Raw genomic sequence first — 13,488 nt, forward strand, 5'->3', positions numbered from 1 at the left:
TCTCACTGTAACTCCGACACCGGCCCGTTGCGGGCGACCTCCGCACCCACAATTCGATAACGGCACGACGCGCCCGATCGAGTGGGCGGTCGTGAATTTTCCACCGCGACGGCACGATCGTGGTCGACCAACCGGCGCGCGCCGGTCCGGCTCTCCTATCCTTGGCGGGTGGACCGACCCAGCACGACGCCAAACCAGGTCGCGGCGTTCTTCGATCTCGACAAGACGATCATCGCGTCATCGAGCGCGTTGGCCTTCAGCAAGCCGCTTTTGCGCGAAGGCCTCATCAACCGCCGAGCCGCGCTTCGCAGCGCGTACGCCCAACTCGTCTTCTCCCTCGCGGGCGCGGACGCGGCGAAGACCGAGCGGATGCGGGCCGAGGTTTCCGCGCTGTGCACCGGATGGGACGTCGCGCAGGTGTCCGCGATCGTCCGCGAAACGCTGCACGACGTCGTCGACCCGCTCGTCTACGCGGAAGCGGCGGAACTGATCTCCTCGCATCGCGCGGACGGGCACGACGTCGTGGTGCTGTCGGCGACCGGCGAGGAAGTCGTCGCGCCGGTCGCCGAAATGCTCGGCGCGACGCGCAGCGTGGCCACGCGGATGCAGATTGTGGACGGTCGCTACTCGGGCGAAGTCGATTTCTACTGCTACGGCGAGAACAAGGCCGTCGCCGCGAAACAACTCGCGGCGACCTACGGCTACGACCTCACCCAGTGCCACGCGTACACCGATTCGAGCACCGACATCCCGCTCCTCGAAGTCGTCGGCCGGCCGCACGCGGTCAACCCCGACCGCGTCCTGCGCAAGCACGCGACGGAACAGGGCTGGGAGATCCTCGCCTTCGAACACCCGATGTCGCTGCGGACCCGGATCCCGGCGCGGTCGGCCGGGCTGGTCGCGCTCGGCGCCGTCGCCGCGGGGGCCACCTGGTACGGCTACAACCGGCGCAAACGCACCCGATGAGCGCACACCCACACGGCGGTACCGGGCCGGTTTTCGCAGTCAGGGCCGCGAATTGTCCGTCGCGGAGGGTGCCCGTGTCACTAGATCGAGCCTCTGTACCGGTGCACCCGTCTGCGCACTTGAAGTGACCCGGCTCACGGCGTAGAAAGTAGGTGCGGACGTTCGGTCGGCCAGGGAACAGGTAGAAGAGAAGCCTGTTCCACCCCGGCGAATCTCCGTGTGCGGACACCGGGTACCCACGCGCAGCGCGCCGCGGGAGGCTCGTCGTCTAGGGACTGCGTACCGGGACGCCGGACGCCGAGTCCATGAAGGTACGACCAGAGTTGCACGCTTGGTCGCCCGAGTGGTCCGCACTGACTGGCGGCGCCCGCCGGCTTCTTGCCGACGGGCGCCGCCAGTGTTTGCCCCCGATTTCAAGCGTGACAGGCCCCTTCGCGTCCCTTTGTGTATGAACGGACCGTTCGTGCGGGTGGCCGATGGACAAGCAAAGTGCTCGTGGGTAGCTTCCGGATATCAGTGCTTCCAGGTGGACTTCTTTCCATCTGAGAGTCAGGCACGAATCTGGGAGGCTTGAGGTGACGACCCGAACCGCGCACGCCCGTCATCGGAGGATCCATGCGCTCGCCCTGCCCCTCGCGGGCCTGCTCACCCTGGGTGTCGCGGCGGTTCCGGCGACCGCGCAGCCGGTGACGGCGGACGTCGAGGCGCAGCGGACGCTGCGCGGGCTGACCCTGGAGCAGAAGGTCGGGCAGCTGTTCGTCACGTGGGTGAACGGGAAGTCCGCCGACGAGGTCAACGCCAAGAACAAGGCCGACTTCGGCGTCGACACCCCCGCGCAGGTGATCGAGAAGTACCACCTGGGCGGCGTCATCTACTTCAACAACGACAGCCGCGACAACTTCGACGACCCGGTGCAGGTCGCCAAGCTGTCCAACGGGCTCCAGCGGGCCGCGCTCCGCAGCGGCGCCCGCATCCCGTTGCAGATCGCGACCGACCAGGAAGGCGGCACGGTCACCCGGATGGGTGCCCCCGCCACCGAGCTGCCGAACGCGATGGCGATCTCGGCCGGCCGTGACACCAAGGCAGCCCAGGAGGCCGCCCGCATCCTCGGGCACGAACTGCGCGCCGTCGGCATCAACCAGGACTTCGCCCCCGACGCCGACGTGAACTCCAACCCGGCCAACCCGGTGATCGGCGTCCGGTCGTTCTCCGGCCGCCCGGAGCTGGCGAGCCAGTTCGTCGAGGCCCAGGTCAGGGGCTTCCAGAACTCCGGACGACGCTCCGATACGGTGTCCGCCGCCGCGAAGCACTTCCCCGGCCACGGCGACGCGGCCACCGACAGCCACCACGAGCTGCCCAGGATCGACCGCAGCGAGGAAAGCTGGCGCGCGACCGACGTGCCGCCGTTCAAGGCCGCCATCAAGGCGGGCATCGACTCGATCATGAGCGCGCACATCCAGTTCCCCAGCCTCGACCCGTCGGGCGAGCCTGCCACGTTGTCGAAGCCGATCCTCACCGGCAAGCTGCGCGAGGAGCTCGGGTACCGCGGCGTCGTCGTCACCGACTCGCTGTCGATGGACGCCGTGCGCGAGATGCACACCGACGCGGAGATCCCGGTGCTCGCGCTCAAGGCGGGCATCGACCAGCTGCTCATGCCGGTGAACCTCGAACTCGCGATCAACTCCGTGCTCGACGCCGTCCGCAAGGGTGAGCTGACCGAGCAGCGCATCGACGAAAGCGTCCTGCGGGTGCTCAAGCTCAAGCTGAACCGCGGCATCCTGACCTCGCCGTTCGTCGACCCGGCCAAGGTGATGACGAAGGTCGGCACCCCGGCCAACCTCGCGACCGCGCAGGGCATCGCCGACCGGTCGGTCACCGCCATCCGTAACGACGGCGGCGTCCTTCCGCTCAAGCAGCAGCCCGCGAAGACGCTGGTGACCGGCTGGGGCGTGAGCACGACGGCGTCCCTGGCGGCGAAGCTCACCGCGCACGGCACGCAGGCGACCGCGTTGCAGACCGGGCAGACGCCGACCGACGCGCAGATCTCGCAGGCCGTCGCGGCGGCGAAGAACGTCGACCTCGTCGTCGTGCTGACCAACAACGTCGGCACGTATCCGTTGCAGGGCAAGCTGTTGCAGGCACTGGCCGACACCGGGAAACCCGTCGTCGCGGTCGCCGCCCAGATCCCCTACGACGCCGGTTACGAGAACCCGATCAAGACGTGGCTCGCCACGTACGGCTACATCTCGCCTTCGCTCGAGGCGCTGGCGAAGGTGATCCTCGGGAAGGTGACGCCGCAGGGCAAGCTGCCGGTGGACGTCCCCGCCGGCAAGGACGTCGGCACGGTGAAGTACCCCTTCGGCCACGGGCTGACCTGGTGAACCTCAACCGCCGCCACTTCCTCGCCACCGGCGCGCTCGCGGTCCCCGCGCTGACGGCCGGGTCCTCGGTCGCGGGGGCCCAGCCGCAAAGCGAGAGCAAAGGTCCCTCGCTCACCCGCACCGGAGCGGACGTGCTCGCCGCCCGTGGCTGGGCGCCGCTGTCCGGCCGCAAGCTCGGCGTGCTGTCGAATCCGACAGGTGTGCTGGCGAGCGGCGACCACATCGTCGACTCGATGGTCGCCGCCGGCGTCCGGCCGCTCGCCGCGTTCGGGCCGGAGCACGGTTTCCGCGGCAGCGCGCAGGCGGGCGGCTCCGAGGGCGACTACACCGATCCCCGCACCGGCGTGCCCGTCTACGACGCGTACGGCGCCGACGCGACGAAGCTAGCCGGGATGTTCACGAAGGCGGGCGTCGACACCGTCGTCTTCGACATCGCGGACGTCGGCGCGCGGTTCTACACCTACATCTGGTCGCTGTACACGGCGATGGTCGCGGCGGCGAAGGTCGGCGCGGCGGTCGTCGTGCTGGACCGGCCGAACCCGTTGGGAGGCAAGGCCGCCGGGCCGATGCTGAACCCGGCGTTCTCCTCGGGGGTCGGCCGGAAGCCGATCGTCCAGCAGCACGGCATGACCGTCGGCGAGCTCGCGCGGTTCTTCGCCGCCGAGTTCCTGCCCGCCGAGGGCGTCACGCCGGGCAAGCTCGAAATCGTCGAAGTGCGGGACTGGCGACGTGACCAGCTCTTCAAGCGCACCGGGCTGACGTGGGTCCCGCCGAGCCCGAACATGCCGACGCCGGACACCGCGCTCGTGTATCCCGGCACCGGGATGTTCGAGGGCACCGTGTTCTCCGAAGGCCGGGGCACCACCCGGCCGTTCGAGATCATCGGCGCGCCGGGCCTCGACTGGCGCTGGCGCGAGAAGCTCGGCGAGCAGCGGCTGCCCGGGGTGAAGTTCCGCGAGGCGTACTTCGTGCCGACGTTCGGCAAGTTCGTCAACGAGCCCTGCGGTGGCGTGCAGGTGACCGTCACGGACCCGCGGTCGTTCGACGCCATCCACACCGCGGTCACCATGTTCGTCACCGCGAAGCAGGTGCACCCGGACAAGTTCAAGTGGCGGCCCGACAACTTCCTCGACAAGCTGTCCGGCTCCGACAGGTTGCGCACGATGATCGACAAGGGCGCCGGAGTGGACGAGATCGTCGGGTCCTGGCAGGCCGAACTGGCCGAGTTCGACCGGAAACGCCGTCGCCATCTCATCTATCGCTGAGGGGAACGACCTTGCGTGTTAGGAAGATCCTGATCGCGGCCGTCTCCGTACTGGTCGCGGCGACCACGCTGTCGACGGCGGGAGCACAGGCGATTCCGGGGAGCGAAGCCCAGCGAGACCGCGCGGCGGGCCGGTTCGACAAGCCGCGCGAAGGCTTCGCGCCCGCGTCCACCGTCCTGCGTGACGGCGCGCCGTCCGACGTCGGTCTCGACCCGGCGCCGATCAAGGCGGCCGAGCAGTTCATCGAGAGCTGGACAAAGCCGGACGCCACCGGGCATCCGCATTTCTCCGGAGCGGTCGGCCTCCTCGCGCACGACGGCGTGGTCGTCGAGCGCCAAGCCGTCGGTGGCGCTGTCCGCTACGCCGACGCGAAGGGCACCGAACTGCCACCCGAGCAGCAGGTGCCGATGCGCGCGGACACCATCTTCGACATGGCCTCGATCTCGAAGCTGTTCACCTCCATCGCGCTGATGCAGCTGGCCGAGGCGGGCAAGCTGGACATCTCGGCGCCGGTGGCGCGGTACCTGCCGGAGTTCGGGGTGAACGGCAAGGAGGCCGTCACCGTCCAGCAGCTGCTAACGCACGTCTCGGGCTTCGCCGCGACACCGCTCCCGTCGCTGTGGGAGGGCTACCCGGACATCCCGTCGCGCCGGAAGGCCGTCCTCGACAGCCCGCTGAAGAACGCGCCGGGAAGTACATACCTCTACTCCGACATCAACCTGCTGACGCTCGGTTTCCTGGTCGAGAAGGTGGCCGGGGCTCCGCTGGACAAGGTGGTCCAAGACCGCATCTCGGCCCCGCTGGGCCTGGTGGACACCGGGTACAACCCGCCCGCGTCGAAACTCGCCAGGGTCGCGGCGACCGAGTACGCCGCGAAGCCGCCGCGGGGGCTCGTGCGCGGCGAGGTCCACGACGAGAACGCCTGGTCGCTGGGCGGCGTCGCCGGGCACGCGGGCGTGTTCTCCACCGCCGCCGACATGGCGGTGCTGGCGCAGACGATCCTCAACGGCGGCGCGTACCAAGGCCAGCGGATCCTGCGCGAGGAGACCGTGCGGGCGATGCTGACGAACTACAACCACAAGTTCCCCGGCAACGCGCACGGCCTCGGCTTCGAGCTCGACCAGCCCTGGTACATGGGCGCTCTGTCGGCGCCCTCGACGGCCGGGCACACCGGGTTCACCGGGACCTCGCTGGTGATCGACCCGCTGTCGCGGTCGTTCGCGATCCTGCTCACCAACCGCGTGCACCCGACACGGAACTGGGGCTCGATCAACATCGCCAGGGAGACATGGGCGAGCTCGCTCGCCAAAGCGATGGCGGTCCGCCCGGCGCACGGCCGCGACGCGTGGTTCAGCGGCGCCGGAGACGTCTCCACGGCCACGCTCACGACTCCGGTGCTGCAGACGCGCGGTGGGCCGCTGAAGGTCTCCTTCGACACCTTCGTGGACACCGAAGGCCCGTCGGACTCGCTGTTCCTGGAAATAAGTACCGACGGCGGAGCCACCTGGAAAACGATTACTGTGCGTGCAAACGGACCAGGCGCTCCCGTCGGGGACCAACCCGGTCTCGGCGGGCACGGTCATCGAGCTTGGTGGCGGGCGGCGGCAGAGGTGTCGCAAAGCTCACAAATCACCCTCCGCTGGCGTTACACGACCGATGCCCGTTACACCGGCCGGGGAATTTCCTTGGACGGTGTGAAAGTCACTGAACGCGGCCGCACACTGCTGGACAGTGAGCATAATCCCCCTACTTTCGTCGCTACCGGGTGGAAGTTGAGCACTAGGTAACCGGCCAGCTCCGATCCGCTGACCGGACCACCCCGTTGACCGGGACACAGCCCCTTGCATCGCGACACTAAGTTGCCAAGTCGTTAGCTCGACCTCGTTAACGGCCTCGACCTGGTTAGCGACTTTCTGGTCAACGATTAATCGCAAATCGAATCCGCAGACACGGATAGGTTGCGATCTTCCCGAAGGGTGTGGGTAGCCTTGTCGCAGATGCCAACGGTTAGTAACTTTCCCACGGTGGGCGATACCGATTCCGTAATCGCGGCCGCACCGTCCGAGGCCGTGCCGGCGCAGCCGACACGGGACGCTGACGCGAGCCCGCTCGTCCGGATTCGCTCCCTCCTGCCCGGGCTCGCCCGGGCTGAGCAGCGTGTCGCGAAGGTCGTCCTCGACGACCCCGCGACGGTCGCGCGGCGCAGCATCACCGAGGTCGCGCTCGCGGCCAACACGAGCGAAACCACCGTCACGCGGTTCTGCAAGGCGGTCGGCGTCGGCGGGTATCCGCAGCTCAGGATCGCACTGGCGGCCGACACCGCCCGCTCCGAGGCGCGGTCGTCCCGCAACCTCGGCGGCGAGATCGGCCCGGAGGACGACCTGGCCGCGGTCATCGGCAAGGTGAGCTTCGCGGATGCCCGTGCCGTGGAAGAGACCGCCGACCAGCTCGACATCCCGTCGCTACAGCGGGTGATCGACGTTCTGGCCGGCGCGGGCCGCGTGGACGTCTACGGCGTTGGCGCGAGCGCGTTCGTCGCCGCGGACCTGCAGCAGAAGCTGCACCGCATCGGCCGGGTCAGCTTCGCCTGGTCGGACACGCACATCATGCTGACCTCGGCCGCCGTGCTGAGCCCCGGAGACGTCGCGATCGGCATCTCGCACACGGGCGCGACCACGGACACCGTCGAGGCGCTGCGCGTGGCCCGTGAGCACGGCGCGATCACCGTCGCCGTGACGAACTTCCCGCGTTCGCCGATCACCGAGGTCGCCGACCACGTACTGACCACGGCCGCGCGGGAGACGACGTTCCGCTCGGGTGCGACCGCCAGTCGCATCGCGCAGCTGACCGTCATCGACTGCTTGTTCATCGGTGTCGCGCAGCGGCACATGGACGCGTCGGTCAACGCTCTCGACGCGACCAGGGACGCGGTTGGCTCGCACCGTCTGGGCGTCCGGCCCGACGGCAGGCGGCGGCCGCGGGAAACCGGCAAATGAGCGAAAAAGTGAGGCGCATGATGACCGTCCCACGCCAGGTGGTGCACGTCGATTCGCCAACCGAACAGCGCAATCCACGGACGACCGACATCGACCTGATGTCGACCATGGGCATCCTCGGCGCCATCAACGCCGAGGACCGCCGGGTCCCCGAAGCCGTCGCCGCGGTGCTGCCGCAGGTGGCGCGGGCGGTCGACTTCGCCGTGGAAGCGCTGCGGTCGGGACACCGCGTGCACTACTTCGGGGCCGGCACCTCCGGCAGGCTGGCGACGTTGGACGCGGCGGAGCTCGTGCCGACGTTCAACGTGCCCGCCGATTGGTTCATCGCGCATCACGCGGGCGGCGCACGCGCGCTGCGCCAAGCCGTCGAAGACGCCGAGGACGACGCGAAGGCCGGAGCCGCCGAGGTGGCCGAGTCCGTCGCGCCCGGCGACTTCGTGCTCGGGCTGACGGCTTCCGGCCGGACGCCCTACGTCCTCGGCGCGCTGGCCGCGGCCGGCCGTCTCGGTGCCCGCACCGCACTGGTGTCGGGCAATCCGGCGACGGTGACGCCGCCGGGTGTCGACGTCCTCATCGCGGTGGACACCGGCCCCGAGGCGATCGCCGGATCGACGCGGATGAAGGCGGGCACGGCGCAGAAGATCATCCTCACCGCGTTCTCGACGGCGACGATGATCAAGCTCGGCCGTACGTATTCGAACCTGATGGTCAGCATGCGGGCGACGAACGCCAAGCTGCGCGGACGGACCATCCGGATCCTGCGCGAGGCCACCGGAATGAGCATGGCGGACTGCTCCGACGCGCTCACCGAGGCCGACGGCGACCTCAAGGTCGCGCTGGTCCATCTGCTGTCCGGCGAGGACGTCGCGAGTGCGGCGAAGGCGCTGGCGGCCAACGATGGCCACGTACGCAAGGCTCTCGACTCCCTCCGGGTGCGCGCGAGCTGAACACCGGCGGACAGACCCGTTCATCCCGACGCCTCGCGCTCACGCGACGCGAACGGGTGTCCGTCGCCGGGATGGCCGGGTTCATCCTGCTGCTCAACGTCATCGGCTGGGGGGTCCTGACGCTTTTCGTGGCGCCGCGCCAGTACGAGCTCGGCGCCACGGGCGTGTTCGGGGTGGGCCTCGGTGTCACGGCGTTCGTGCTCGGGATGCGGCACGCTTTCGACGCGGACCACATCGCCGCGATCGACAACACCACCCGCAAGCTGATGGCCGACGGGCAACGGCCGCTTTCGGTCGGTTTCTGGTTCTCCCTCGGCCATTCGACGATCGTGTTCGCCCTGTGCCTGCTGTTGTCGCTCGGCGTGCGGGCGCTGGCCGGCGCCGTCGAGGACGACTCGTCGGCGCTGCACGAGGCGACCGGGCTGATCGGGACGTCGGTTTCCGCGGTGTTCCTGTACCTCATCGGGATCATGAACCTGGTGGTGCTGGTCGGCATCGTGAAGGTGTTCCGGCGGATGCGGCGGGGCGAGCTCGACGAAGCGGCGCTGGAGCGGCAGCTCGACAACCGCGGCTTCATGAACCGCTTGCTCCGAGGCGCCACCAAAGCGGTGCGCAAGCCTTGGCACATCTACCCCATCGGTGTGCTGTTCGGCCTCGGCTTCGACACCGCGACCGAGGTCAGCCTGCTGGTGCTCGCCGGCGGCGCGGCCGCGTTTTCGCTGCCTTGGTACGCGATCCTGGTGCTGCCGATCCTGTTCGCCGCGGGGATGACGCTGTTCGACACCGCCGATGGCTGCTTCATGAACTACGCGTACGGCTGGGCCCTCGCGAAGCCGGTGCGGAAGATCTACTACAACCTCACCGTGACGGCGCTTTCCGTCGCGGTCGCGTTGCTCATCGGGACGATCGAGGTCATCTCGATCATCACCGAACGCTTCGGCATCACGACCGGGCCACTCGCGGCGATCGGGTCGCTGAGCCTGGACTACGTGGGCTACGCGGTCGTCGCACTCTTCGTGCTTACGTGGGTCTTCGCGCTCCTCGTGTGGCGCTTCGGGCGTATCGAGGAGCGCTGGTCGGTCGAATAGCTCCCTGACCTGCGGAAAGGGAGCAAGGGACCTTTGCTACCACTTCTCTCGACGTTGAGACAAGTGGTAGCAAAGGTCCCTTGCTCCCACTTTGGTCAGGCAGGCTGGGCCACCTTCGCCCGCGAAGGCACCGAAAGCGCGAAGCCCAGCAGAGCGACGAAGGCGGCAACGGGGCCGACCCACCAAACCCCCGCCGAGGACAGGACGACGCCACCCAGCGCGGCCCCGAGGGCGCCACCGGCGTAGATCGCGGAACCGTTGAGTCCCAAGGCGACCGTCGGCGCGTCAGGCGCCAGCGAGAACAGCCGGTGCTGCTGCGGCACCATCAGCATTCCGCCGAACACGCCCGATGCCAGCGCGAGGATCAGTGCGCCGGGGAGGCTCAGCACGGCGACGTCCAGCAGCGCCAGCGTCACGACCGTCCCGATCAGCGAAATCGTGCGGACGCGCGCGGGCCCCAGTGAATCCGTGGCCCGGCCAGCGAAGGCGTTGCCCGCGATCTGCCCGATCCCGAAACCGACGAGCAGCCAAGAGATCATCACGCCCGCCGCCACTGGAGCCACCAGCACCGGCAAGTACACGAAGGCCGCGAAGCCCGCGGCGGTACCGAGAACGCTCACACCGAGCACACGCGCGATAGGCGGCCGCACGACGACGGCGAGCCTGTCGCGCAACGACACCGTCGGCATCCGCAGGCCGGGCAGAAGCGGCACGAGCAGCATCACGACCAGCGCCACCGCACCGATCCCCCACATCACCGCGCGCCAGCCGAACCAGTTCCCGGCCAGCACCCCGATCGGGACGCCGAGCACCATCGACACGCTCATGCCGGCGGAGACCGTGGCCAGCGCGCGGCCGCGTCGCTCGTCCGACGCCAGCGCGCCGGCGAGGACATAGGCGTTGGACTGGAACGCGGCCGCGCCGAGGGCGGCCAGCACACGCGCGACGGCGACCACGGCGAAGGACTCGCCGAGCGCCTGCCCGGCCATGCCGATCGTGAACAGCACCATCCCCGCGCCGAGCACCCAGCGCCGGTCGAGCCGTCCGGTGAAGGCCGCGATGAGCGGCGAGGAGACCGCGTAGGTCACCGCGAAAACAGTGGTCAGCTGGCCCGCGACCGCTTCGGAAACGCGCAGGTCGGCGGCGATGGTGGGCAACAGCCCGTTCAGGACGAACCCGTCGGTGCCGACGGTGAACGTCCCGACGGCGAGTACCAGCAGAGCCCCCAGAGCAAGCCGATCATTTGATGATCGTCGAATCGTCATGCGAGGTATAGTGGTGGGACTATTCGATGACTGTCAAATAGTTTGGAGTGCCGTGAGCAGCACGCTGCCGCAGCCGTCGATCGACGAGATCGAGATCGTGCCGGTGCTCCAGGCGCTCGCGGACCCCGTGCGCCTGGAGCTGATCCGCGCCCTGCGAAGCAATCCTTCGCCGCGAAGCTGCGCCATCTCCGAGTACGACGTCGAGATCAGCGCGCCGACGCTCTCCCATCACTGGAAGGTGTTGCGCGAGGCCGGCCTCACGACGACGTTCGTCGAGGGCCGGACCCGCTGGGTCGAGCTACGCACCGAGGACGTCCACGCGCGCTTCCCCGGGCTACTGGACGCCATCCTCGCCTAGCCGCCACTTCGCCGCGAGCTCGCCCGCGGCGCACACGCCGACATCCAGCAGGTACGGCCCCGCCTGCCCACATCCGGCTCCCGGCGCGATCGGCTGACCGTGTCCCATCCCGGTGACGGCGTGCGTGTCGACGGCCGCGCCGACGTCGGTCCACTGCTCGGAAAGCTCGCGCATGTTCAGCGGCGCGACCGTGTGGTCCGAGGTCCCGTGCCAGGCGCTGACCGGCGAACGCGGCCCCGTGCCCGCGGCGCGCACCTTGTCGCCCCACTGCTTCGGCGTCAGGTCCTTGCCGGGGTTCATGCAGGAGTACGCGTCGATCATCGAAGTCGCGCAGCCGTAAGGCAGCCCCGCGACGACACCGCCGCCCGAGAACAGTTCCGGGTACGCCGCCAGCATCACCGAAGTCATCGCGCCACCCGCCGACAGGCCGGTCACGTACGTCCGGCTCCCGGCCGAGAACCGCGCCATCTGCGCGATCGACTCGGCCTCCCCGGATCCTCGCTTGATGTCGCCCGCCTGGAACCAGTTGAAGCATTTGCTGAAGTTGTTCACCGAAACCTGTTGTGGCAGAACGAGTTTGAACCGCAGCCGGTCCGCGAGCCCGACCCAGCCGGAGCCACGCGCGTATCCGGCCGCGTCCTGGGTGCAGCCGTGCAGCACGACCACCGCCGGACGTCCGGGCGGCAACCCGTCGGGAACGTATTCGAACATCTGCAACGCACCGGGATTGCTCCCGAACCCGGTCACCGGGCGGATCGCCGCCGCCTGTGCCGGAGTCGCGAAAAGAAGGACCAATGCCGAAACCACCGCGCCGATGAGGAGTTTTCGCATCATTTCAGGGTAAAACCGACGGCATCCGCATCCCACGTGGGAGAACACCACAGCGGCGGCCCGTTTTGTGTGGTCACAACGGATACCGGCACGCGAAGACGCCGCTTATCGTCGCCCGATGCGGCTCTTACTGGTCCTCGCGATGATGCTGGCCCTGGCCACCCCCGCCCAGGCGGCAAGTGGTTGCGGGAACGTACGCGTTCCCGGGGCCGCGAAACAACAACTGTCCTGTTTGGACGATTTGACGACCACCGGCACCCTGGTCACCGGGCACACCGTCCAGGCCGACTGGGCCGGGCTGACCTCCGCCGGTTTCCCCGCCCCCAAGGGTGTTCCCGGCATCCAGATCGACGGCTACTTCCCGGATTCGTCGACCGCCAACACGACGCACGGCTGGAATCACGACGCGCAGTTCGTGCTGCGGCTGCCCGATCGCTGGAACGGCGGCCTCGTGGTCTCGGGGTCGCCCGGGGTGCGACGGCAGTACGCGAACGATCGCGCCATCGGTGACCAGGTCCTCGCCGCCGGCTACGCGTTCGCCGCCACCGACAAGGGCAACACCGGTGCGGATTTCCACACCGACGGACGCCGCCCCGGTGACGCGCTCGCCGAATGGAACTCGCGGGTCACCCAGCTGACGATCGCCGCGAAGGCCGCCGTCGCGCACCGCTACGGGCGCCTGCCGAGCCGCACCCTCGCGGCCGGGATGTCGAACGGCGGCTACCTCGTCCGCTGGCAGCTCGAAAACCGGCCATGGCTCTACGACGGCGGCATCGACTGGGAGGGCACGCTTTGGCACGAAGACGGGCCGAACCTGTTCACCTTTCTGCCGCCCGCGATCAAGGCCTATCCCGCGTACGTCGCCGGTTCCGCGCAAGCCCACCAGGAAATTCTCGACGCCGGTTTCGCGCCGGGCTCGGAGTTCCTCTGGCCGTACCACAACGACGTCTATTGGGGCCTGACCCAGCGCATCTACCAGGCCGAATTCGATCCGTCGTTCACCGGAACCGACTACGACTACGCCACTCGTCCGGCGTCGGTGCACCGCGCGGTGGAACGGATCTCGCTGACCGGCCGGATCGGCAAACCGCTGATCACCCTGCACGGCACTCTCGACACGCTCCTGCCGATCACCCGCGATTCCGACGTCTACCAGCGGATGATCGCCGACCAGGGCCGCGCCGGGCTCCAGCGTTACTACCGGATCGTCGACGGCACCCACGTCGACGGGCTGTACGACGCGTACCCGGCCAAGCTGCGGCCTATCGGCCCGTGTTTCCGTACGGCGTTCACCGCGCTCGAAGGCTGGCTCGACGGCGTCCGCCCGCCCGCTTCGGCGACGATCCCACGCGCGAGCGGTGACCTGGCAACCACTTGCGCACTAAGCTGAT

The 13,488-nt window shown here is 68.8% G+C and carries 11 protein-coding genes; 9 read left to right on the forward strand and 2 right to left on the reverse strand.

The window, feature by feature from the left end:
- The first annotated feature begins 168 nt into the window (after positions 1 to 168).
- From NQK81_RS22970 to nicT, 7 genes are all read left to right on the forward strand, one after another.
- Positions 169 to 966, forward strand: coding sequence for an HAD family hydrolase (locus NQK81_RS22970; protein WP_257483218.1), 798 nt, complete (start codon positions 169 to 171; stop codon positions 964 to 966).
- Between the two features lie 575 nt (positions 967 to 1,541).
- Positions 1,542 to 3,347, forward strand: a complete 1,806-nt coding sequence (locus NQK81_RS22975; RefSeq protein ID WP_257483219.1) for a glycoside hydrolase family 3 protein — start codon at positions 1,542 to 1,544, stop codon at positions 3,345 to 3,347.
- On the forward strand, positions 3,344 to 4,612 hold the full coding sequence (locus tag NQK81_RS22980) for an exo-beta-N-acetylmuramidase NamZ family protein (protein ID WP_257483220.1): 1,269 nt from the start codon (positions 3,344 to 3,346) through the stop codon (positions 4,610 to 4,612). Before NQK81_RS22975 ends, NQK81_RS22980 begins: the two co-directional genes overlap by 4 nt.
- An 11-nt stretch (positions 4,613 to 4,623) precedes the next feature.
- Positions 4,624 to 6,399 carry a serine hydrolase domain-containing protein gene (locus NQK81_RS22985; protein ID WP_257483221.1) on the forward strand — a complete coding sequence of 592 codons (1,776 nt, stop codon included), beginning with the start codon at positions 4,624 to 4,626 and terminating at the stop codon, positions 6,397 to 6,399.
- Positions 6,400 to 6,609: 210 nt separating this feature from the next.
- The gene (locus NQK81_RS22990) at positions 6,610 to 7,608 is read left to right on the forward strand and encodes a MurR/RpiR family transcriptional regulator (RefSeq protein WP_370641834.1); all 999 of its coding nucleotides are present in this window, start codon (positions 6,610 to 6,612) and stop codon (positions 7,606 to 7,608) included.
- A 17-nt stretch (positions 7,609 to 7,625) separates the two neighbouring features.
- Positions 7,626 to 8,555 carry an N-acetylmuramic acid 6-phosphate etherase gene (locus tag NQK81_RS22995; protein WP_257483222.1) on the forward strand — a complete coding sequence of 310 codons (930 nt, stop codon included), beginning with the start codon at positions 7,626 to 7,628 and terminating at the stop codon, positions 8,553 to 8,555.
- A 56-nt stretch (positions 8,556 to 8,611) separates the two neighbouring features.
- Positions 8,612 to 9,643: a Nickel transporter NicT gene (gene nicT / locus NQK81_RS23000; protein WP_185926956.1), complete on the forward strand. Its 1,032-nt coding sequence runs from the start codon at positions 8,612 to 8,614 to the stop codon at positions 9,641 to 9,643.
- A gap of 95 nt (positions 9,644 to 9,738) precedes the next feature.
- Here the strand turns inward: nicT and NQK81_RS23005 are convergent, their stop codons facing one another.
- The gene (locus tag NQK81_RS23005; RefSeq protein WP_257483224.1) at positions 9,739 to 10,908 is read right to left on the reverse strand and encodes an MFS transporter; all 1,170 of its coding nucleotides are present in this window, start codon (positions 10,906 to 10,908) and stop codon (positions 9,739 to 9,741) included.
- A 52-nt stretch (positions 10,909 to 10,960) separates the two neighbouring features.
- Here NQK81_RS23005 and NQK81_RS23010 point away from each other — a divergent pair, with 52 nt between their 5' ends.
- On the forward strand, positions 10,961 to 11,266 hold the full coding sequence (locus NQK81_RS23010) for an ArsR/SmtB family transcription factor (RefSeq protein WP_257483225.1): 306 nt from the start codon (positions 10,961 to 10,963) through the stop codon (positions 11,264 to 11,266).
- On the opposite strand, the gene NQK81_RS23015 is transcribed toward NQK81_RS23010, so the two are convergent.
- Complete coding sequence (locus tag NQK81_RS23015; RefSeq protein ID WP_257483226.1) at positions 11,243 to 12,100, reverse strand: extracellular catalytic domain type 1 short-chain-length polyhydroxyalkanoate depolymerase; 858 nt, start codon at positions 12,098 to 12,100, stop codon at positions 11,243 to 11,245. The genes NQK81_RS23010 and NQK81_RS23015 overlap by 24 nt on opposite strands.
- A 115-nt stretch (positions 12,101 to 12,215) precedes the next feature.
- On the opposite strand from NQK81_RS23015, the gene NQK81_RS23020 reads away from it, so the two are divergent.
- Positions 12,216 to 13,487, forward strand: a complete 1,272-nt coding sequence (locus NQK81_RS23020; protein ID WP_257483227.1) for an alpha/beta hydrolase family protein — start codon at positions 12,216 to 12,218, stop codon at positions 13,485 to 13,487.
- The last annotated feature ends 1 nt before the right edge of the window (position 13,488 follow it).

Origin of the sequence: Amycolatopsis roodepoortensis (genome assembly GCF_024628825.1) — a bacterium.
Taxonomy (GTDB): Bacteria; Actinomycetota; Actinomycetes; order Mycobacteriales; family Pseudonocardiaceae; genus Amycolatopsis; species Amycolatopsis roodepoortensis.